The 21,387-nt window shown below is 64.4% G+C and carries 23 protein-coding genes; 14 read left to right on the top strand and 9 right to left on the bottom strand.

Annotated features, from left to right (window positions below; genetic code table 11):
* From MOV74_RS10450 to MOV74_RS10430, 5 genes are all read left to right on the top strand, one after another.
* Positions 1-562, top strand: a 562-nt coding sequence (locus MOV74_RS10450) for a biotin--[acetyl-CoA-carboxylase] ligase (protein ID WP_246921101.1), incomplete at its 5' end; no start/stop codon positions are given.
* Positions 562-2,232, top strand: coding sequence for a ribonuclease J (locus MOV74_RS10445; protein WP_246921099.1), 1,671 nt, complete (start codon positions 562-564; stop codon positions 2,230-2,232). The genes MOV74_RS10450 and MOV74_RS10445, both read left to right, overlap by 1 nt.
* A gap of 12 nt (positions 2,233-2,244) precedes the next feature.
* Positions 2,245-2,649, top strand: a complete 405-nt coding sequence (mce, locus tag MOV74_RS10440; protein WP_246921097.1) for a methylmalonyl-CoA epimerase — start codon at positions 2,245-2,247, stop codon at positions 2,647-2,649.
* Positions 2,650-2,658: 9 nt separating this feature from the next.
* Complete coding sequence (locus tag MOV74_RS10435) at positions 2,659-2,934, top strand: DUF1467 family protein (protein ID WP_246921095.1); 276 nt, start codon at positions 2,659-2,661, stop codon at positions 2,932-2,934.
* A 113-nt stretch (positions 2,935-3,047) separates the two neighbouring features.
* Complete coding sequence (locus tag MOV74_RS10430; RefSeq protein WP_246921093.1) at positions 3,048-3,395, top strand: hypothetical protein; 348 nt, start codon at positions 3,048-3,050, stop codon at positions 3,393-3,395.
* A 14-nt stretch (positions 3,396-3,409) separates the two neighbouring features.
* On the opposite strand, the gene MOV74_RS10425 is transcribed toward MOV74_RS10430, so the two are convergent.
* Together MOV74_RS10425 and MOV74_RS10420 are read right to left on the bottom strand one after the other, a co-directional pair.
* Positions 3,410-3,673: a GlsB/YeaQ/YmgE family stress response membrane protein gene (locus MOV74_RS10425; protein WP_246921090.1), complete on the bottom strand. Its 264-nt coding sequence runs from the start codon at positions 3,671-3,673 to the stop codon at positions 3,410-3,412.
* Positions 3,674-3,703: 30 nt separating this feature from the next.
* Entirely contained in the window at positions 3,704-4,153 is a 450-nt protein-coding gene (locus MOV74_RS10420) for a YidB family protein (RefSeq protein ID WP_246921088.1), read from the bottom strand.
* Positions 4,154-4,427: 274 nt separating this feature from the next.
* Here MOV74_RS10420 and mtnK point away from each other — a divergent pair, with 274 nt between their 5' ends.
* The gene (mtnK, locus tag MOV74_RS10415; RefSeq protein WP_246921086.1) at positions 4,428-5,717 is read left to right on the top strand and encodes an S-methyl-5-thioribose kinase; all 1,290 of its coding nucleotides are present in this window, start codon (positions 4,428-4,430) and stop codon (positions 5,715-5,717) included.
* A gap of 135 nt (positions 5,718-5,852) precedes the next feature.
* On the opposite strand, the gene MOV74_RS10410 is transcribed toward mtnK, so the two are convergent.
* Positions 5,853-6,737, bottom strand: coding sequence for a hypothetical protein (locus MOV74_RS10410; protein ID WP_246921084.1), 885 nt, complete (start codon positions 6,735-6,737; stop codon positions 5,853-5,855).
* Positions 6,738-7,018: 281 nt separating this feature from the next.
* On the opposite strand from MOV74_RS10410, the gene MOV74_RS10405 reads away from it, so the two are divergent.
* The 5 genes from MOV74_RS10405 to MOV74_RS10385 are packed head-to-tail and all read left to right on the top strand — an operon-like array spanning position 7,019 to position 12,423.
* Positions 7,019-8,608, top strand: coding sequence for an ABC transporter substrate-binding protein (locus MOV74_RS10405; RefSeq protein WP_246921105.1), 1,590 nt, complete (start codon positions 7,019-7,021; stop codon positions 8,606-8,608).
* Between the two features lie 60 nt (positions 8,609-8,668).
* A complete protein-coding gene (locus MOV74_RS10400) occupies positions 8,669-9,592 on the top strand; it encodes an ABC transporter permease (protein WP_246921103.1) in 924 nt (307 codons plus the stop codon).
* A complete protein-coding gene (locus MOV74_RS10395; protein WP_246921082.1) occupies positions 9,589-10,410 on the top strand; it encodes an ABC transporter permease in 822 nt (273 codons plus the stop codon). Before MOV74_RS10400 ends, MOV74_RS10395 begins: the two co-directional genes overlap by 4 nt.
* Positions 10,407-11,387: an ABC transporter ATP-binding protein gene (locus MOV74_RS10390; protein WP_246921080.1), complete on the top strand. Its 981-nt coding sequence runs from the start codon at positions 10,407-10,409 to the stop codon at positions 11,385-11,387. The genes MOV74_RS10395 and MOV74_RS10390 overlap by 4 nt, the downstream gene beginning before the upstream one ends.
* Positions 11,380-12,423: an ABC transporter ATP-binding protein gene (locus MOV74_RS10385; RefSeq protein ID WP_246921078.1), complete on the top strand. Its 1,044-nt coding sequence runs from the start codon at positions 11,380-11,382 to the stop codon at positions 12,421-12,423. The genes MOV74_RS10390 and MOV74_RS10385 overlap by 8 nt, the downstream gene beginning before the upstream one ends.
* Before the next feature lie 164 nt (positions 12,424-12,587).
* Here MOV74_RS10385 and MOV74_RS10380 read toward each other — a convergent pair whose 3' ends face one another.
* Positions 12,588-13,664, bottom strand: a complete 1,077-nt coding sequence (locus MOV74_RS10380) for a serine hydrolase (RefSeq protein ID WP_246921076.1) — start codon at positions 13,662-13,664, stop codon at positions 12,588-12,590.
* 168 nt (positions 13,665-13,832) lie between these two features.
* On the bottom strand, positions 13,833-14,462 hold the full coding sequence (locus tag MOV74_RS10375; RefSeq protein ID WP_246921074.1) for a LysR family transcriptional regulator: 630 nt from the start codon (positions 14,460-14,462) through the stop codon (positions 13,833-13,835).
* Between the two features lie 128 nt (positions 14,463-14,590).
* On the opposite strand from MOV74_RS10375, the gene MOV74_RS10370 reads away from it, so the two are divergent.
* A complete protein-coding gene (locus tag MOV74_RS10370) occupies positions 14,591-14,983 on the top strand; it encodes a RidA family protein (RefSeq protein WP_246921072.1) in 393 nt (130 codons plus the stop codon).
* A 32-nt stretch (positions 14,984-15,015) separates the two neighbouring features.
* Complete coding sequence (locus tag MOV74_RS10365) at positions 15,016-15,720, top strand: L-2-amino-thiazoline-4-carboxylic acid hydrolase (protein ID WP_246921069.1); 705 nt, start codon at positions 15,016-15,018, stop codon at positions 15,718-15,720.
* Positions 15,721-16,100: 380 nt separating this feature from the next.
* On the opposite strand, the gene MOV74_RS10360 is transcribed toward MOV74_RS10365, so the two are convergent.
* From MOV74_RS10360 to MOV74_RS10345, 4 genes are all read right to left on the bottom strand, one after another.
* Positions 16,101-17,129: an ABC transporter permease gene (locus MOV74_RS10360; protein WP_246921067.1), complete on the bottom strand. Its 1,029-nt coding sequence runs from the start codon at positions 17,127-17,129 to the stop codon at positions 16,101-16,103.
* 12 nt (positions 17,130-17,141) lie between these two features.
* Complete coding sequence (locus MOV74_RS10355) at positions 17,142-18,644, bottom strand: sugar ABC transporter ATP-binding protein (protein ID WP_246921065.1); 1,503 nt, start codon at positions 18,642-18,644, stop codon at positions 17,142-17,144.
* Positions 18,645-18,665: 21 nt separating this feature from the next.
* A complete protein-coding gene (locus MOV74_RS10350; RefSeq protein ID WP_246921063.1) occupies positions 18,666-19,688 on the bottom strand; it encodes a sugar ABC transporter substrate-binding protein in 1,023 nt (340 codons plus the stop codon).
* A gap of 138 nt (positions 19,689-19,826) precedes the next feature.
* Complete coding sequence (locus MOV74_RS10345) at positions 19,827-20,231, bottom strand: globin (protein ID WP_246921062.1); 405 nt, start codon at positions 20,229-20,231, stop codon at positions 19,827-19,829.
* Between the two features lie 469 nt (positions 20,232-20,700).
* Between MOV74_RS10345 and MOV74_RS10340 the strand changes: the two genes are divergently transcribed.
* Entirely contained in the window at positions 20,701-21,087 is a 387-nt protein-coding gene (locus tag MOV74_RS10340; RefSeq protein ID WP_246921059.1) for a DUF2946 family protein, read from the top strand.
* Positions 21,088-21,387 lie beyond the last annotated feature (300 nt).

The following is a 21,387-nucleotide window of genomic DNA, read 5'->3' as shown; positions in this document are numbered from 1 at the left end:
CACGCTCGGCTTTGCCGCCGGGCTCGCCGAAGAGGCGGCGCTGGAGAAAGTCAGCCTCGAGGCCGCGCTGCGCCTCGGCGAGGGCCGTCCCCGCTACGCCCTGAAATGGCCCAATGACGTGCTCGCCGGTGGCAAGAAGCTGGTCGGCATTGCGCTCGAAGCCGAGGCCATCGGGGATCGCCTTGCTGTGGTGGCAGGCATCGGCACCAACGTCGTCGCTGCACCCGAGGGCACGCCGACGCCCGCAGTGTCGCTGGCCGCGCTTGGCGTCCAGATCAGCGCGGAAGAGCTGTTCTCGGCGCTCTCCGACGCCTGGGTCGAGTTCCGAGGCATCTGGGACAATGGCCGCGGCTTTGCCGAGATCCGCAAGCTGTGGCTGGAGCGCGCCGCCGGTCTCGGCGAGAAGGTCGCGATCCACACGGGAACGACGACGCTGGAAGGCATTTTTGACACCATCGACGACACCGGCTGCCTGATCGTCCGCACCGCGGAGGGCCGCCTTGTGCCGGTGGCCGCGGGCGAGGTGTTCTTCGGCCGGGTCGCCTCCGTGGGAGCTGCGTGATGGCGAAGCCCGAGGAACTGGTATTTGCGCCGCTCGGCGGCGTGGGCGAGATCGGCATGAACCTGTCGATCTACGGCCTCGGTAACCGCCAGCAGCGCGCCTGGCTCGCGGTCGATCTCGGCGTTTCCTTCGGCGACGAGGAGCATCTGCCGGGTATCGACCTGATCATGCCCGACATCAGCTTCCTGGAGAAGGAACGCAAGAACCTGATGGGCCTGGTGCTGACCCACGCCCATGAGGACCATTTCGGCGCCATCATCGATCTCTGGCCGAAGCTGAAATGCCCGATCTATGCGACGCAGTTCAGCGCCGCGTTGTTCGAGGCCAAATGCGCCGCCGAGCGCAACGCGCCGAAGATCCCGGTGACGGTGGTACCGTCGGGCGGGCGCGTCGATGTCGGCCCGTTCAACGTCGAATTCATCCCGGTCGCGCATTCGATTCCCGAGGCGCACGCGCTGGCGATCCACACGTCGGCCGGCACGGTGCTGCACACCGGCGACTGGAAGATCGACCCAACCCCGACCCTGGGACGTCCCACCGACGAGAAGCGGCTGCGCGAGCTGGGCGATGAGGGCCTGCTCGCCCTGATCGGCGATTCCACCAACGCGGTGCGCGACGGCCGCTCGCCCTCGGAAGCCGAGGTCGCCCGGACCATCATCGACCTCGTGAAATCAGCCAAGGGCCGCGTCGCGGTGACGACCTTCGCCTCCAACGTCGCCCGCATCAAGGCGGTGGCCGCCGCTGCGAAAGCTTCCGACCGTGAAGTCGTCGTGGTCGGCCGCGCCATGGAGCGCGTGGTTCAGGTCGCGCGCGAGACCGGCTATCTCGACGGCGTGCAGAATTTCCGTTCGCCCGACATCTACGGCCACCTGCCACAGGACAAGGTGCTGGCGCTCTGCACCGGCAGCCAGGGCGAGCCGCGCGCCGCGCTGGCGCGCATCGCCAATGACGACCATCCCGAGATCACGCTCAACCGCGGCGACAGCGTCATCTTCTCCTCGCGCACCATCCCGGGCAACGAGAAGGCGGTCGGCTCGATCGTCAACAATCTGGTCCTGCAGGGCGTCGAGATCATCACCGACCGCGACGCTCTGGTCCACGTCTCCGGTCATCCCCGTCGCGACGAATTGCGCGACCTGATCGCCTGGACCAGGCCGCAGCTCCTGATCCCCGTCCATGGCGAGGCCCTGCATCTGCACGAGCACGCCAAGCTGGCGCGCGCTGCCGGCGTGCCGCGCGTGCTGGTCTGCCGCAACGGCGACCTCGTCAAGCTCGGCCCCGGCGATCCCGGCATCATTGGCGAGGTCCCGTCGGGCCGTCTCTACAAGGACGGCACGATCCTGGAGGACTCAAAATCCCGCGCCGTGGTCGAGCGGCGGCGGATGGCCTTCTCCGGCTGCGCCTTCGTCGCCATCGCCATGACGGAGCAGGGCGAGCTCGCCGACGATCCCGCGGTCGATCTCGTCGGCATCCCCGAGAAGAACCGGGCAGGCGAGCCCTTCGACGACATCGTCTTCGACGCCGTGATGTCGACGATCGAGGGACTGCCGAGAGCGCGCCGCCGCGATGCGGACGCTCTCGCCGAGTCGGTGCGACGCGCTGTCCGGGCCGTCATCAACGAACATTGGGGCAAAAAGCCCCCCTGTCTGGTACATGTGCTGACAGTCTAACGGGAGAGAACCATGCTGGGCCGGCTCAACCATGTCGCGATCGCGACCAAGGACGCCGTCAAGGCTGCCAGGATTTACGGCGCCGCGTTTGGCGCCCAGATCTCGGAAGCCGTGCCGCTGCCCGAGCACGGCGTCATCACCGTGTTCGCCACGCTCCCCAACACCAAGATCGAGTTCATCGAGCCGCTCGGCGAGGCCTCGCCGATCGCAAAATTCGTCGAGCGCAACCCCGACGGCGGTATCCATCATGTCTGCTACGAGGTGGTCGACATCATCGCCTCGCGCGACACGCTGGTGAAGGAGGGCGCCCGCGTGCTCGGCGACGGCGTGCCGAAGACCGGTGCCCACGGCAAGCCGGTGCTGTTCCTGCACCCGAAGGATTTTTCCGGCGCGCTGGTCGAAATCGAGCAGGCATAAGGCCGTCCCATGGCCATCCAGATATCGACCGCGATCGCGATCTACTTCGTCATCTGGTGGGTCGCGCTGTTCGTGACGCTGCCGTTCGGCGTGCGCAGCCAGCACGAGGACGGCGTCGGCGCGCCCGGCACCGACCCCGGCGCCCCGATCCTGACCCGGATGGGCCGCAAGCTGATCTGGACCACGATCATCTCGGCCATCATCTACGGCCTCGGCATGCTCGCCTATCACGCCGGCTATCTCTCGATCGAGCGCCTGTCGAAGCTCATGGGCATGCCGTTCTAGGTGTCACCTCTCCCCGCCGGGGAGAGGTGTAACGTCTTCGTCGACACACCTTGCTTCATCTCCTCGCGCGCTTAGAATTTCACGCTTGGTTTGTTGTTTTTCGGGGGGACCAAATGACTTTTCAGCGGATCGTCGTCGCGCTTCTTGTGCTCATCGTCGCCGGTCTCGGCGCCATCGGCTATGTCGAGTGGAAGATGGCGGTGCAGGTGCGGACGCTGAAGGCGTTCGTCGAGGGCTATGTCTTCAACGAAGCCGTGATGGCCTGCGAGCAGGCCAAGAGCTCGACGCCGTTCAAGTGGAACGGCGGCAAGAGCACCTCGGTGATCGGCCTGAACTCGGTCAAAACAGACAAATACACCGTCAGCGCCAGCTACACGCTGGTGGCGGACCTCGTTTATTGTGATTACGATCCGATCAAAAGAAAGGCCGAGATCGGCTCGAGCTTCCTGGAGCGGGAGTAACGATCCGCGCGAGCCTAGATCGCGCGGCGTTGCCGGCCGGCGACGAGACCGTAGACGAACAGCACGATGATCGCGCCGACCACGGCACCGATCAGGCCGGCCCCTTCGCCAGGGCGATACCAGCCCAGCGCTTGCCCGAGGTAGGAAGCAACGAAGGCGCCGACGATGCCGAGAATGGTCGTCAGGATGAAGCCTGACGGTTCATTGTCGCCCGGCATGATGAATTTGGCGACCACGCCGGCGAGAAAGCCGATGATGATGGTCCAAAGGAGACTCATGTGTACACCTTTTCTGAGTAGCCGTTGCAGCTAGGCGTTGGGCAGACGTCCATCCGGCGTGTATTTGTCGATGGCAGCAGGAAGCTCGCGGGATAGACGTGTGACGATCTCGTCTTGAGAAAGCCCGGTCTGCTGGGCGAGCTTCTCGAGGACATCGCTGCCGATGGCTTGCTTGAGCTCCGGCGAGGATATTTCCTTATTGGGGCCAGGCTTCACCCATGAATCGGCAATCTCGCCCTGCCCATTCTGGTTGAACCGCTCCAGGAGCTCACCAATTCCGCCATTGAGCAGGCCCCCGATTCCGCCCGCGCCGAGCATGCCGCCGAGATTGCCGAGCACGCCTCCAAGCGGCTGCTGGCCGCCAGCGGTCGAGCCGGCGCCCGCGCCTTTCAGCAGCTCCGCCAGTTTATCGCGGTTCTGATATCCGGCGATGGCCAGCATCGCCAAAAGAGCAGTCATGGAGGGCATTCCGCGGCTCATCGGCAGCTCCTTCAAACGGTCACAAAAGCAAAAACCGTCTCGGCCCGCTTGTGTTCCTAATCGGCAGGTCGTTAGCTCGCGACCAAGCGTCCCAGCTTGGCCGCCCGATACTCACGACCTTGCGTCCATCTCCCTGTTCACCGGCACAGCCAAAAGCGCCGGGTGGCAGACTGCATTGATTGCGATTACGATCCGATCAAAGAATGGCCGCGATCGGCTCGAGCTTCCCAGCATCGGGAGTAAGGATCCGGCCCAGAGGTGGGATGGGATCGCCATGAACGGGGACCGGACAGGGGACTATCGGATTTTGCATGAGGCGGCCCTGCGGGACTATCTCGCGGACCTGCCCGATATCGCCGCGCTGCTCGGCGGCGAGCCGGCCGGCTGGGGGATCACCGAAGTCGGCGACGGCAATCTCAACCTCGTCTTCATCGTCAAGGGCGCGAGCGGCGGCGTCGCCGTCAAGCAGGCGCTGCCCTATGTCCGCCTCGTCGGCGAGAGCTGGCCGTTGCCGCTGTCGCGGGCCCATTACGAATATCTGGCGCTGTCGAAGCAGGCCCAGCTCGCGCCTGGCCTCGTGCCGGCCTTGCTGCATCACAGCGAGAGTCTGGCGCTGACGGTGATGGAGCTGCTCGAGCCCCACATCATCATGCGCAAGGGGCTGGTTGCGGCAACGCAATATCCCGGCTTCGTCGATGACATCACCACCTTCATGGCGCGCACGCTGTTCTTCACCTCCGATCTCGCGCTGTCCGCGGCCGAGAAGAAGGAGGGCATCGCGGCTTTCGCCGGCAACCACGCGCTATGCAAGATCACCGAGGATTTGATCTTCACCGATCCCTACCGTATCGCCGAACAAAACCGCTGGACCGCGCCATATCTCGATGCGCTCGCCGCAAGCCTGCGTGATGACATGGAGCTGCATGTCGCGATCTCCCGGCTCAAGCTGAAGTTCATGGCAAGCCCCGAGGCGCTGCTGCACGGCGACCTCCACACCGGATCGATCATGGTCACGGACAGCCAGGCGCGGGTGATCGATCCGGAATTTGCCTTCTACGGCCCGATGGGGTTCGACGTCGGCGCCGTGCTCGCCAACCTCTTGATGGCCTATTTTGCATCGAGTGGCCACGAGCGCGCGCCGGGGGAGCGGGCCGCGTTCGAGGCCTGGGTGCTGGAGACGGTCGAGCAGGTCTGGAACGAGTTTTCCCGCAAATTCCTCGACCTCTGGCGCGCGGGCGCCGCGGGCGATGTCTATCCGGTCTCGCTCTTCGCCGGCGAGAAGGGCGCCGCGCGCCTGGAGGCCGAGCGGCAGTCCTACATGCAGCGCCTGTTCACGGATGCCGTCGGCTTCGCCGCCGCAAAAATCATCCGCCGCATCTTCGGCCTCGCCCATAACATCGACTTCGAGCTGATCGAGGATCCGAAGAAGCGCGCCATCAGCGAAGCCCGCGCGGTGCGGCTGGCGCGGGCGATGATGGTGGAGGCGGGGACGTTTCGGACGATCACTCACGTCACCGGAGCCGCGCGAAAATTGCGCGGTTGGCAGCCGGAATTGTCAGCTTGAAGACGTCGTGAGAGGCGTACCCGCACACTCCGTCATTGCGAGCGCAGCGAAGCAATCCAGACTGCGACTGCGGAAAGAGTCTGGATTGCTTCGTCGCAAATGCTCCTCGCCATGACGGGGGGAAGAAAGGCGCCCTCAATACAGCCGCAACGGAAGCGGGGCCCCATCGGGACCGACCAGCAGGCCCCAGGTCTCGTCGGCCGCGACCTCGAACTCGCGCTGCTGCGCCGCGCTGCCTTCGAGCTTGAGCGTGACCTTGTACCTGCCCGGCGGCAGATCGATCTTCTGGTTATCAGGCAGCTTGTCAGCGGCTGCGTCGGAATCCGTCAGGTCCTCTCCGGCGCGAGCCTCCAGTCTGATGCTTCGCTCATTGACGGTGATATCGGCCGCTTCATCCGTCTTGTTGCCGACCAACAACATCACTCGGTCCGGCGCCGGCCGGATGCCGGACGTGGCGGCCAGCAGCTTGCGCAGCGAAAGGTCGGCGATCGTCATGTTGTTCTGACGGCCAAGCCGCAGCAGCCCCGGCCCATCTGACGTCGTGAAGGCGACGACGGCCCTGTCAGCCTCGACGACCGCGCCGTCGTTTTCAGTCCAGCCGCGTTGCTCGAGTGCGGCGCGATAGAAGCCGAGCACGGCCTGGAGACCGAGCGGCGTCTCAACGTGAGCCGACCGGATGAAGGGTGAATTCTTCGCGGTCATCAGGCCCCAACGGTCGGCGAGCGGCAGGCCCACGTCGTCGGACATTTTGGCTTCGAACGTCCGGCTGGTGGCCCCCGCCAAAAGCCCGATGGCATCGCAGAGCAGGCGCTCGCCAAGATTATCCGGGGCGCAACGGTCCCTGAGCGCCCACCATGTATCGTCGACATACCCGTTGGACCGCGTGGTGTGGGACCAGTTGATATGGATGGTGTTGGTCGGGCGGTCGCGGACAGGATCCGGCGTGACCGGGATCGCCATCGCCGCCGTCGCGGCGACCAGGCTGCCGGCGAGCAGGATACCTAGCTTACGGCGTTTCATGTTTTCCGCGATCCCTATTTTTTGCGATTCCTGGGCTCAGGTAACGATCCAGAGCTTGGTCGCGTCGACCGCGAAGAATGTTCACGGGTCCGGCCGACTGATGACGCGCCGCGTCAATCGGCGGCTTGTATCGCTGCGGGGATGCAACCCGGTCTCGGAGGTCTCCTCGTTGAAAACGGGCCTCCCGGAACCGACATTGGTCGCCGTCAAAAACGAAGCTTGCATTCGACGGGCTGCGAATGATCAAATCTCTGATCGGCATGCAGCGTTGTTGGGGACTCATGATGTTCAGGATGGTTGCGATCGTCGCTGGTTTGGGACTGGCGCTCGCCGGGTCAGTGGAGGCCCAGACTCCACGCAAGGGCGGAACCATCCGCATGACCGCGCCGTATGGCTCGAGTTTCACGAGCCTCGACATCCACACCACACAGCGCGCCCAGGACGAGATCTACGCCAAGGCGCTGCATCGCTCGCTCTACATCTGGAATTCCGCGGAAGGCAAACCGGTTCTGGAACTCGCCAAGGAGGACGTGGTCTCCGGCGGCGGCCTCGTTCACACCTTCAAGCTGCGCGACGACGCCTATTTCCACAATGGCCGCAAGATGACGGCTGACGACGTCATCTGGTCCTACACCCGCATCATGGACGGCGCCAAGGCCTTTCCAGGTGCGCGGTATGTCCGCGTGATCGAGGGCGCGGCCGCAGTCGAGAAGGGCCAGGCCAAGGAGATATCCGGCCTGAAGAAGATCGACGATTTCACCATCGAGATGAAGCTGACCGAGAAGGTCGATCCCGGCTTTTACTTCTTCACCGCGCTGACCTCGATCTATCCCGCCGACGAGGGCGCCAAGGAGAGCTTCATCCAGCATCCGATCGGTCTCGGACCGTTCAAGTTCGTCGAGCACGTGCCGGGATCGCGCATCGTGCTGGAGCGGTGGGACCGGTTCTACAAGCCCGGCAAGCCCTATGCCGACAAGATCGTCGTGTCGGTCATGGGCGAAGCCGCGGCCCGCGATGTCGCCTTCCGCAACAAGGAGATCGACACCTCGGTGCTGGGGCCGGCGCAATACGTCGCCTATCAATCCGACGCCGCCCTCAAGGGCACCATCGTCGAGGTCGCCGAGGTCTTCACGCGCTACATGGGCATGAATCCCTCGTTCAAGCCGTTCGCCGATAAGCGCGTCCGGCAGGCCATCAACTACGCGATCGACACCGATTTGATCATCAACAAGCTGGTCAAGGGCAAGGCCTACCGCGCCACCAGCTGGCTGCCGCTGACCGCTCCGGCCTACGACAAGGCGATGAAGCCGTACCCCTACGATCCCGCCAAGGCCAAGCAACTGCTCGCCGAGGCCGGCTATCCCAACGGCTTCGAATTTGAATGGACCACCAGCCAGAATGAAAGCTGGGGCCTGCCGATCGTCTCAGCCGTCATCCCGATGCTGGACAAGGTGGGCATCAAGGCCAAGGTCAAGCAGGTCGAGACGGCGGTGCTGGCGGAGGTGGTTCGCAGCGGCGACTACCAGGCTTTCATCTATTCCCAGGCGAGCGGGCCGGATCCGCAGGCTGCGCTCAAATGCTTCCACTCGTCGACGCCGCAGCCGGCCTGCAACTACACGACCTTCAAGAACGCCGACTTCGACAAGATCGTCGACGAGGCCGGGCAGGCCGACGATCCCGCCAAGCGCATCCAACTGCTGCAAAAGGCCAATGCGCTGCTCTATGAGGAGGCGCCGGTCTGGTTCTTCAACTACAACAAGGCGGTCATGGCGGTGCAGCCGTGGCTCAAGGGCGTTCAGCTGAATGCGACGGAGCTGACCCATCAGAACGTCGAGGACCTCTGGGTCGACGAGACCTCGCCCGCGAAGTGACACGCGCTGTCGCGCTCCCTCCATCGCATCATGTGATGGAGGGAGAGAGGAAAAGTGCCGATGCTCTCGTTCCTGTTCCGCCGTCTCCTGCAAACCATTCCGACCGTGCTCGCCGTCGTGCTGCTGGTCTTCGTGCTGTTCAGCGTCGTTCCCGGCAGCATCGCTTCGAGCATGAGTGATGATGCAGATCCGCAGGTCGAGCTGCGCATGAAAAAGCAGCTCGGTCTCGACGACCCCGTCTATGTACGTTTCGGCGCCTACATTGCCAAGCTCGCGAGCGGTGATTTCGGGACCTCGTTCCGGACGCGCGAGCCTGTCACGAGCATGATTGCCAAGCGGGCCTGGCCGACGCTGCAACTCATATTCACCGCCATGGCGTTTGCCGTCGTGATCGGCGTTCCTCTGGGTTTCGTCGCAGCACTTAGGCCCGGTGGCATCGTCGATACGCTCGCCATGGTCGTGGCGGTGTCGGGCCTTTCCATTGCCAAATTCTGGCTCGGACTGGTGCTGATGTATCTGTTTGCGTTGAAGCTCGGCTGGCTTCCGAGTTTCGGCTATGGCGACGGAGGGCTGAAATATCTGCTGCTGCCGGCCGTGACGCTCGGCGTCTCGCCCATGGCGCTTTTCGCCCGCACCACGCGCGCCGCGGTCCTCGAGATCATGACCGCTGATTTCGTCCGCACCGCACGCTCGAAGGGCATGAGCGAGACCAGGGTCGTGAAGTGGCACGTGATGCGTAATGCGCTCGTCATCATCCTCACGACCGTCGGCCTGCAGTTCGGCGGACTGATGGGGCAGGCAGTCGTCGTCGAAAAGCTGTTCTCCTGGCCGGGCATCGGCTCGCTGCTGGTCGACAGCGTGCTCCAGCGCGACATTCCGGCCGTTCAGGGCTCCATTCTCGTGGTGGTGCTGGCCTTTCTCGCGATCAATCTGCTGATCGACGTGCTTTACGGCGTGATCGATCCCAGGATCAGATACGCATGAAGCTCCGGGCCAATCTCGTCATCGGTGGGGTGTTGTTCGCGCTTGCGATCTTCGTCGGCCTGCTTGCGCCCTGGCTGGCGCACACCGATCCCGTCATGGACGCCAACCTCTTGAACGCGGAGGAGCCGCCGAGCTGGACCTGGTGGTTCGGGACCGATGACCAGGGCCGTGATATCTATTCCCGCGTCGTGTACGGCGCGCGGGTCTCGCTGACGGTCGGCATCATCTCGCAGCTGATCAACAGCGTCATCGGCGTGGCCCTCGGCCTGAGCGCCGGCTATTGGGGCGGCTGGTGGGATGATGTCGTCAACGCCCTGACCAATGTCATGCTCGCGATCCCATCGCTGATCTTCGCGCTCGCCATCATGGCGGTGCTGGGACCTGGCTTGACGAGCCTGCTCATCGCCCTCGGTCTGACCAACTGGTCCTTCACCTGCCGGATCGCACGGGCCTCGGCGCTGTCGCTCAGGAGCCAGGGCTACGTGCAGGCGGCAACCGTGCTCGGCTATGGCGATTTGCGCATCATGATCACGCAGCTGCTGCCGAATATGCTCGGACCGATCGTCGTCATCGGCACGCTCGGCATGGGCAGCGCGGTGCTGTCCGAGGCCGCATTGTCGTTCCTCGGGCTCGGGGTCCGCCCGCCTTTTCCGAGCTGGGGCAGCATGCTGTCGGAAGCCCGCGAGCAGATCACGACGGCGCCGTGGCTCTCGATCTTTCCCGGCCTCGCCATCTTCCTGACGGTGCTCGGCCTCAATCTGCTCGGCGACGGCCTGCGCGACATCCTCGATCCCCAATCGCGGAGCCGACGGACATGACCGGCACGCCGCTGATCGAAGTCGAGGATCTGCGCATCGATCTCGATGACGGGTCCAGGGCCGTTGCGGCAGCCGAGGGCGTTTCGTTTCGCATCGACCGCGGCGAAACGTTCGGCCTCGTCGGCGAATCCGGCTGCGGCAAGAGCATCACGGCGCTATCGCTGATCGGCCTGTTGCGGCACCCCTTGTCGATCGGCGGTGGCATCATCCGGTTCGAGGGGCGGGAGATCCAGCACCTTTCCGCCGCCAGGCAGCGGGAGCTCCGCGGCAACCGCATCGCCATGATCTTCCAGGAGCCGATGACGGCGCTGAACCCGGTCTCACCCGTAGGCCGGCAGATCGCCGAGATGTTCGTGCTGCACAAGGGCAAGAGCTGGCGGGAGGCCAATCAGCTGGCGGTCGAGGCGCTGGCGAGCGTGCGCGTGCCCGCACCGGAGCGGCGGGTGAAGGACTATCCGCACCAGCTGTCCGGCGGCATGCGCCAGCGTGTGATGATCGCCATCGCGCTGGCATGCGGTCCGGATCTCCTGATCGCCGACGAGCCGACCACCGCGCTCGACGTCACCGTGCAGGCCGAAATCATCGAGCTGATGCGGAATTTGTGCGCGGAGCGAGGAACGGCGATCCTGATGATCAGCCACGATCTCGGTCTGGTCGCAAATGTCTGCCGCCGGGTCGCCGTCATGTATGCCGGCCGCATCGTCGAGGAGCGCGGCTCGGCGGATATCTTCCGCGCGCCCTCGCACCCCTATACGCAAGGCCTGGTCGCCTCGCTGCCGCGGCTCGGCAGCCGCGCCGCGCTCGGGCGGAGCAGGCTGAAGGAGATCGCGGGCGTCGTCCCGGCCATCACGAATTTCCCTGATGGCTGCCGGTTCAATCCGCGCTGCGCGCAGGCGACCGATATTTGCCGGACCCGCGCGCCGGAGACGGATCCGCTCGAGGCGGGCGGTCTGGTCAGGTGTCATCACCATGCATGAACCGCAAGTCGTGCAGGGCAAGGCGAGGCCGGACGACGATCTCATCCTCGGCGTCGAGGATCTTGCGGTGCATTTTCCGCTGGGAGGCGGCTTGCTGGGCCGTGGCCGGCGGCTGCTCCGGGCCGTCGACGGCGTTGATCTCAGCTTGAGGCGGGGTGAATGCCTCGGCCTCGTCGGCGAGTCCGGTTCCGGCAAGTCGACGGTCGCATTGTCGATCCTTGGTCTCCTGACGCCGACACGCGGCCGCATCGTGCTGGACGGGGAGGTCGTCACGAACCGGCAATCCGGCGATCGCAAGGCGTTGGCCCGTACCGTGCAAATGGTGTTTCAGGATCCCTACGCTTCGCTCAATCCACGCCAGACCGTGCGGCGCACGCTCGAAGATCCGTTGCGCGTGCATGGCGTGACCGCAAAGAGCGAGATCGAGGACCGCGTCGCGACCATGCTGCGACATGTGGGCCTGCGGCCGGAACAGTCGGGCCGCTACCCGCATGAATTCTCCGGCGGCCAGCGCCAGCGTATCGGCATTGCCCGTGCCCTGATCCTCAACCCCAAGATCGTCATCTGCGACGAGCCGGTCTCGGCGCTCGATGTCTCGATCCGCGCCCAAATCATCAATCTGCTGCTGGAGTTGAAGGAGACGCTCGGCCTCTCCTACATCATGATCAGCCACGACCTCGGCGTCGTCGAGCACATGAGCGACCGCGTCGCAGTGATGTATCTCGGCCGCATCGTCGAGAATGGCGACTGGCGCGAGATCTTCGAACGCCCGGCGCACCCGTACACGCAAGCCCTGATCGCCGCCATCCCCGATCCGCTGCGACATGCGCCGCTGGCGACGACGGGCGGCGATCTTCCCAACCCGCTCAACCCACCGAACGGCTGCGCCTTCAGCCCGCGCTGTCGGTATGCGGAAGACATGTGCCGGAGAGAGCCGGGGCCGTCGCTGGAGACGCGCGCCGACGGGCATGCGGTGAGGTGCTGGCGGAGTGAGGAGATCGGTGCAGCGAGCCTCGCTCTATCTCCGTCACCCTAAGGTGGCCGCTTCTTCAGCGGCCCTCGAAGGGCGACGGCCCGGCTGTGCATCTCGGCCGTTCATCCTTCGAGGCTCCGCATGCGATGCTTTTCGCATCGCCTGCCTCGCACCTCAGGATGACGGGGCATTCCTTGCGGTGAACTGCGAAGTTCGAAGTGCGCCGCTCACCTCAGCCCGGCCAATACGACGTCGCGGATCACCCGGATCGGCGGCATCCATTGCTTCTCGTCGGCGTAATTTCCGCAGGTGATGGCGACCACGACGCCGAGGTCGGGCATTACGAACAGCCGCTGGCCGCCGTAGCCGAAGCCGCCGATCCAATGCGTGATCGGGCGGTTCGGCGGATGGCCGTACTGCAGATCGCCGCTGTACCAGAAATAGCCGTAGCGGCGCTGCTCGTCGCAGGGGACGTAGGGCTGGAACGATTTCGTGAGCCAGTCCGCCGAAACGATCTGACGCCCGTCCCATTGCCCGCGGTTGAGGATCAATTGGCCGATGCGGGCAAGATCGCGCGGCGTCATGCGCAGGCCGGATGCGGGCGCGGGTTGCCCGTTGAATCCCTTGGTCCATTCGGTCGGACCGATCCCGAGGGGTTCGAACAGGTTTGCGCGAGCGAAGTCCGGCAGCGATTGGCCAACGCCTTTCACCAGCAAATGTCCGATGAGCTCGGTGCCGGCCGCGCCGTAAATCCAGCGCGTGCCCGGATCGGAAATGAAGGGGCGGCCGAAGATGTAGCCCAGGCGATCGGGCGCCCTCTCCATCTGAATTTCGCTGTTGTTCGGATCCTGGTAGGGAATGTCCTCGTTCCAGTCGAACCCCAGCGTCATGGTCAGCGCGTGCGCGATGGTCAGACGCTGGAGGCGGGGATCCGTTGCGGCGTCGGCATAGTCTGGAAATTGCGCCATCAGCTTCTGGTCAGGTGCGGGCACCTTGCCGAGATCGAGCGCGATACCATAGAGCAGGCCGAGAATGCTCTTCGTGACCGAGCGCAAGTCGTGCAGCGTGTCGGGACCGAACGCGACGCGGCCGCGAGGAGCGCCCCAGACTTCATCCTCGCCGGCGAAATAGCGTTCGAGCACGAGCTTGCCCATGCGCGTCACGACGACGCCATGCAGGCCCCAGGCGCGATTGTCCGTGATCAGCTTGTCGAGCCGCGCATCGAGATCAGGCGCAAAGCCTGCATCGGGCGGCGTTACCGACTGCCACTCGAATAGAGCGGCCGCAAGCGGGTTTGTCGTCATGAGAAGGGCTCCCCCACCCATGAGAACGGTTCGACGATCGATTGCAGCCATCACGAGCTCAGGGCTTCCCCAGACATAAGGCCGGCGTCACGTTGAATTTGTGATCCTGTTTCGCCCGACGTGTCAAACGTCGCGCTGGCTCAAACCACGGCCAGTCAGCAAGCCCCCTCAACGTCCGCTGATGCCCACCAGGCGAGGACGGTGGTGGCTTGCGCGCGGCTTCTCAGCCTGCAGGGCGCGCAGCCATTCGCGAAAACTGACGACCTCGGGACAGTCCGCCGTGCCTTCGGGCGCAACCAGCCAATCACCCAAACCCGATCCCTCATCGATCCGGTCGCAGCGATAGCCGGGATGGTGGCCGAGGCCGCGGGCGATGAGCAGGTCGACCTTGCCTTCGACCAGCTCGTGCAGGCCGGCAGGTTGCAGCACCCGAAGACCGATGTCGGGATGCGCGCTGCGAAACTCCGCCAAGTCGAGGCGGCGCAGGTCGAGGCTGCCATGGACACCCAATTGCAGCAGTACCGCACCTGCTGGCTTCAAATGCGACGTCGCTTCGGCAATATGACGAAAGCCTTCGGATATCCCGGGCAAATAGGCTTGGCCGGCCGCGGTCAGGATGAGCTGCTTATGCAGCCGCTCGAACAGCTGCACGCCGAGGCGAGCCTCTAGCGCCTTCACCTGCTGCCCCACGGCGGCCGGCGTCACGTGCAATTCGTGCGCGGCGAGCTTGAAGCTGAGATGCCGGGCGGCGGCCTCGAAGGCGCGGAGCGCGTTGAGTGGGGGAAGGGCGTAGGTCATCGCGCCGCACTTTGACACCGATGGAGCACGGCCTTGCAATAGATTTTCTTGCGCTGAACCGCAGGATTGATGCTTTGCGCCGCCGCGACGCCGCCGGATAGGGTTCGGTCCGCAACCCGGAGAAGCCCATGTCCCCAGCTCACATCGTCAGCCACAATCCTGCAACGGTCAATGCGCCCGCCGGTGGCTACAGCATGGGACTTGAACTGAAGCAGCATCGGCGCCTGTTGTTCATCAGCGGCCAGGTCCCAGAAGGCTCCGACGGCGCCGTGCCCGAAGGTTTCGAGGCGCAATGCGAGCAGGCCTGGCGCAACGTCAAGGAAGTGCTCGCCGCAGCCGGCCTCAGCGTCGCGCATCTGGTCAAGGTCACGACGTTCCTGACCGGCCGCAACCAGGTTGTGACCAACCGTACCATTCGGCGCGCGGTGCTCGGCGATCATCAGCCCGCGTTAACTGTCGTGATCGTCGAGACCGTTGACAGCAAATGGCTGCTGGAGATCGAGGCGATCGCCGCGGAATGAAGTGACAGTCCAACCCGATTGAGAAACACCCAATGCCTGAGACGATCCATCCCTTTTACGAAGCGCATCGCGGTGCCATGGAAGCCGCCATGCGCCATCGGCTCGACCTCGCCGAAACGATGTTGTCCAAGCGTGCCCTTCTGTCCGATACCAACGCCATCCGGCGGGAGGTGATGGACGAATTCGAGCTCGTGCTCACCCAAATGCCCTATGTCGGGGGCGCGGCAAGCCGGATGAGCGATTTCTTCATGCGTCTCATGGGCTTCATGGCCATCAGCCGCGTGCTCCGGCGACATGGCGTGCCGCTGGCTGTGATCGGCGACATCGAGCGGGAAACCTACAAGGCGCAATTGCTCGCGGTGCCCGAGGCGGAACGTCTCGCTGCGGGGCGCCAATTCATGTCGCCGGAGAACCAGGCGTTGCTCCGCGAGCAGGCCGCAGAAAGCATCACGAAGAGCCATCGGGACGCGTTTCCGGAAGATTTCGTCTACGATTTCGTCGAACCGGGCCCGGGTGACCACTTTGAATTCGGTATCGACTACAAGGCTTGCGGCTTCTGCAAATTCGCCGCTCGCCACGGAGACAAGGACATCCTCCCGAACATCTGCGGGCTCGATTTCGACGCCTACGCAACGCGCGGCATCCGCCTGGAGCGGACGCAAACGCTGGCCGGCGGCGCGAGCCACTGCGATTTCAGATTTTCGCGGCTTCCGCCGGACCGGAACGCCGGGAGCTAAGCAACGTTCTCAACGTTGTTCGGCCCTCCTGCCGCCACATCGTCATTGCGAGCGCAGCGAAGCAATCCAGGCTGCCACCGCGGAATGATTCTGGATTGCTTCGCTGCGCTCGCAATGACGGGATCGATACAGCGAGCCTCGCTCTCTCTCTCTCTCCGTCACCCTGAGGTGCCGGCGCGCAGCGGAGGCCTCGAAGGGCGACGGCCCGGCTGCATCTCGGCCTTCATCCTTCGAGGCTCCGCAAGCGATGCGTTCGCATCGCTTGCCTCGCACCTCAGGATGACGGGTCACCCTTTGCGCGTCACCGGCAAGCCATTGATTCCGCTAGCCCCGGCTACTGTGCATGGGGTTGTTTTCGCACTTTTTGTTTTGAGGGCAGGCTACTCCGCCGCTTTTTCTCTCAGCCGCTGCGCATAGACGTTGATGACCAGAGCTGCCAAGAGGATCAGGCCGCGGATCAGGATCTTCAGGAAGCTGTCGATGTTGACGTGATCGAGGCCGTTGTTGAGAACGCCGAGCACGAAAAGCCCGACGATCGTGTTGCCGATGCCGCCGCGGCCGCCGAACAGGCTGGTGCCGCCGACAACGACGGCGGCGATGGAGTCGAGCAGATAGGTGTCGAACTCGTTTTGCTGCGCGCTGCCGAAATGGGCGACGCCCAGCATGCCGCCGATGCCGGAGCAGACCGCCGAGATCACCATCACCGCGCCGAGGATGAGCTTGACATTGAGGCCGGAATATTCGGCCGCCTCGCGATTGCCCCCGACCATGTAGACGTAGCGGCCGAAGCGCGTGTAGGTCAGCACCAGATGGCCGCCGAGCAGCATGATGGCCGCGACGATGACGAGCCAGGGAATGTCGCCGATCGAGCCCGAGCCGAGCGTGGTGATCAGGCTCGGAACCTTGTAGGCGATCTGGCCACGTACCAGCAGCGCCGAGATGCCAGCCGCGATCTGCATCATCGCCAGCGTCATGATGAAGGAGGGAATTCCGATCACGGTCAGCCCGAGTGCATTGACGAGGCCGAGCAGGGCGCAGAGCAGGATCGACAGTAGAATCGCGACTGCGCCGGGCAGCGGCACGTTGGCGATGTTGACGTAGGACTCCTGGAGCGTGAAGTAGGCGACCGCGATGCCGGTGACGTTGGCAATGCTGGCGATCGACAGGTCGATCTCCGCGCACAGGATCACGAAGGTGAGGCCGACCGCGATGATGCCTGTCACCGACACCTGGGTCAGGATGTTGCCGAGATTGTCCAGTGTCGCGAAGGAGGGGCTGGCGAAGGCGAAGAAGCCGGACAGGAAGATCAGCGTCAGGAACGGGGCGATGTTGCGCATCTGCGAGCGCAGGAAGGGCGCGAGGCCCCGCGCCCGCTGCCCCACCGCCGGAACCGTTTCACTGCTCGCCATGGTGATTCTCCGTCACGCCGCTTCCAGCAGGCGGTCCTTGCTGACCGGCTCGTTCTTGAATTCCCGCACCACTGCGCCGCGCTTGAGCACGAGGATGCGGTCGGCCAGCGACAGCACCGTTTCCGGCTCGGTCGACAGCACGATGATCGCAAGGCCCTTGGCGCGGAGGTCGCGGACGATGTTGATGACGTCGTTCTTTGCGCCGACATCCATGCCGCGGGTGGGCTCGCACAGCACCAGAAGCTTGGGCGGGTAGGTCAGCCATTTCGCCAGAGCGACCTTCTGCTGGTTGCCGCCGGAGAGCATGCCGAGGTCGAGGCCGACCACCGGCGGCCTGATCTGCAGCTGCTCGACCTGGCGCTGAGCAATGTCGCGCTCCTGCGCCGGCTTCAGCAGCAGCGCCGAGATGCGGTCGAGAATGCTGATCGAGATGTTCTTGTAGACCGGCTCCTGGTGAAACAGCATGTCGCGCCGGCTCTCGGGCACCAATGCCACCCCGGCCCGCCGGGCCGCTGCCGTGCTGGCGAAGGTCTTTGGCTTGCCCTCGACCGCGAGCGTGCCGCTGTCCGGCTTCAGCTTGCCGAACAGGATGCGCGACAGCTCCTGTTGGCCACAGCCCATGAAGCCGTAGATGCCGAGCACCTCGCCGGCGCGGGCCTCGAAGGAGACGTCTTGAAGACTGCGGGCGAGTGATAGCTGGTCGACCTTCAGGATCACCGAGCTTCCACTCGGCTGTGGCAACATCAGATCGTCGGTGTAGCTGTGCTCGAGGGCCTCGCCGCCGCGGCCGATCATCGCTTCGATCAGTGCGCCCTTGCTGGTCGCGGCGCTCGCCGTCTCGGCGACCTTTCGCCCGTTGCGGAACACGGTCACCGTGTCGGAGACGCGCAGGATGTCCTCGATGAAATGCGAAATGAAGACGATGGCAGTGCCTTGCTCGCGCAGGCGCCGGAGCGTTGCGAAGAGCCGCTCGACCTCGGGCGGAGAGAGGGCGGAGGTCGGCTCGTCCAGGATGACGATGCGGGCGCGGGAGAATAGCACGCGGGCGATCTCGATCAGCTGCTGCAGCCCGATGGGTAAGTCGCCGAGCCTGCTCATCGGATCGACGTCGATGCCGAAGCGGGCGAGCTGCTCGCCGGCCTCGCGCGCCATGCGCCGCCATTGCACGAGGCCCAGGGCGTTGATCGGCTGGTTGCCGAGGAAGACGTTCTCGGCGACCGTGAGGTCGGGCGCGACAGAGAGCTCCTGATGCACCATGGCGATGCCGGCCGCGTGCGCGTCGCGGGCCGAACGGAAATGCGTCTCCGCGCCGTCAATCAAGAAGCGGCCGGAGAACTCGGTGTGCACGCCGGCGATGATTTTCATCAGCGTGCTTTTCCCGGCGCCGTTCTCGCCGACGAGACCGTGGATCTCGCCGGGAAGCAGCGCGAAGTCGACACCACGAAGCGCTTCGACACCGCCGAAGCTCTTCGTGATGCCCTGCAGTTCAAGGATGGGCGAGCGACCCTCTGACATGAAAGTTCAGATCTTGGAGGCTCAGATCAGGAAGTGATCCTGCATCCACTGCATTCCGGCGGCATTGGCCTTGGTCACGACCGGGCCGTCAGTGACGACGTTCTTGGGAATGCCCTGTCCGCTCTTCTCGCCGCCGACCACGGCCGAGACGCCCGCGATGATGGCGCCGCCATGGATGCGGCAGGAGGGGTTGCGGACGGTCGCGAACATGCGGCCTTCGCTCACGGCCTGGATCGCCGGCGGCATGGCGTCGACGCCGCCGATCAGGATGTTGGTGCGGCCCCGCGCCTTCATGATGTTGGCGGCGGCGAGCGCCATGTCGTCATTGTGGAAGAACGCCGCATCGATCTGCGGATATTTGGTCAGATACGTTTCCCACAGACGCGCCGTCTTGGAGACGTCCCAGTCGGCCGGCTGGGTATCGAGCACCTCGATCCCCGGGAATTGCTTGACCACCGAGGTGAAGCCCTTGGCGCGGCCTTGCGCGCCGGTATGGCCGAGCGCGCCTTGCGTCATGATGATCTTGCCCTTGCCCCCCATGGCGTTGCAGAGGGCCTGGGTCACCGAGGCGCCCATGAACTCGTTGTCGGGGGCGAGGAAGGAGTGGACGTTGATCTGGTCGAGCGGCGCAATCAGCGTGTCCATGTCGATCACGGGCGTGCCGGCGTCGATCATCTTCTGCACGGGCTGGGTGAGGGTGCCGATGCCGAAGGCCTGGATCGCGACGAAATCCCATTTCTGCGAGGCCATGTTGTCGATCGCCGCGCGCTGCTTCACGGCGTCGAGCTGGCCATCGAACCAGGTGACCTCGACGTTGAACAGCTTGCCCCAGAACTCCGCGGCCTGCTTGCCCTGTGCGCACCAGGTGGCCTGAAGGCCCGCATTGGAAAATGCCGCCTTCAGCGGCTTCTCGCTACGTCCGACCTCGGCCGCCAGTGCTGGATTGATACCCATGCTGCCGAAGAGGGCCGCTCCGGCGCCGGCGGTCGCGGCCGCCTGAAGAAGATCGCGCCTCGTCGTCGAGAAATCTTTCGTCCCGGACATCGCTCGCTCCCATACACTTTATCGTCGGCGCGTCATTGATTGCGCGACCGATGTCCGAAAGTGTCTCACAAGAGTTGGTGCCACTCAATCCGCAATCACTCGCCATCGCAGCAAGCCGCGTTGGTGCAGCGCAAAGCGTCAGCCGGTCGCGCCGGTGAGTGCGTCGATGTCGACGAGCAATGTGTCCCAGACCTGCGCGATCTCGGTTGACCATTCATCGCCGAGCAGATCGCGCAGCGTGTCCCTGATGATTGTGAAGAAGGCGGTGAACAGCTGGCGCGATGTGCCATAGGCGTCGTGGGAGGTGACCTCGCAGGCAATCAGCCGGAAATGCCCGTGACGCATCCCGGAAAAATCGAGGATGGCCTCGATCGTCAGCGCGAGCATCGACCCCTTCACGAGGTCACTGCCGTCCGAGCGGAACATCGCTTGCGTTTCGGGATACGCGTCGAACAGGCGTTGGTAGACGAGGGGCGTGAGATCCGCGCAGTGCGAGGCCGCGAGTTCGAAGCTGATTTCGACCGGATTGGACGACGCCTTCATCGGTGCTTCAGCCTCGCGGACAAAAAAAGAGCGGGGCCCTGGCCCCGCTCAAAAATTGTGTCGACCCTATTATCCCCGATTCTAAGATTTGCTCTTGATTGACGGGGCGACGCTGCGTTTTGCGCGCCAGGGGCTCCTCCCGAGACTTGGACCACCAGGCCTTGACCTTGCGGTCAGCGCCTGAGCAAGAGGGATGCTAGATCAACTTTTCTCACTTGTCATCATTTTCGGCAACGAATGTTCAAAATTCGAGCAGATGACGAAATGATCGGGCTTTTGGCCCCCAAGTATATGACAAATCTAAGAAATCTGTGGGAGACGGGCCGTTTGACGGGGCTCAATGCCCGACCCCGGTCCCGTGGTGGGTTCCTCCGACCACGGTTCTCGACCTAATTTGCGCTGGGCCAAGAAGGCGGCGGAACTGACCTCGACTTGGGGCCGGCACGGTGTTTAGTTAGCAGACGAACGAATGGTTCGGCGGATGCGCGCACGGCTACAAAAATTCCTGCCCCTGGTCCTGCTCGCTTTGGCGATGCAGGTGCTGGCGCCGATTGCCGCCTGCTGGGCGACGGGCCTCGCCGTTGCCGATCCGCTGTCTGCCGGCGTCATCTGCCACAGTGGGGGCGATCAAGGCGGCCTGAACGATCGGACCGGCGCGCCGACCGCGCATGCCGGCGCGTGCGCCCTGTGTTGTCTGGGCCAAGCCGGTGCGTCGCCCGATTCGCCGAAGCATGCGGTACTCCAAATACCCTTCCGCCATGCCGAACCCGTGGTGTGGCATCCGGCGGATGCCCTTGCGATCGCCGTTCATGCGGGCACGAGCGCGCAGGCGCGCGCCCCACCTCATCTTTCCTGACGTAGCGACAAACCGAACCGTTGGCACGTGCCCTTGCCGTGCCGATCGCGTGTTCAATAGACCGGCCGACGTGCCGGATGTCAGGAATTCAAGATGTTACGCATTCGTGCGATCGGGAGCGCGGGCTTGCCCGTGCTTATCGGACTGGTGTCCCCGATCGGTTCAGGCGCGCTCGCCCAGGCTGCCTCGGAAGCGATTCCCGCGGTGACGGTCGAGGCGCCGCAAGCTAGCCGCCCCAAGCCAATCACCCGGCCATCCCGATCGCGCTCCGCTTCGGTGGCCCGCGTGGTGAGGCCGGTC

The sequence above is a fragment of the Bradyrhizobium sp. SHOUNA76 genome (genome assembly GCF_023006445.1).
Lineage (GTDB): Bacteria > Pseudomonadota > Alphaproteobacteria > Rhizobiales > Xanthobacteraceae > Bradyrhizobium.
Note: the sequence above shows the minus strand (reverse complement) of the source record. Positions and strands in the feature narration are given on the sequence as shown.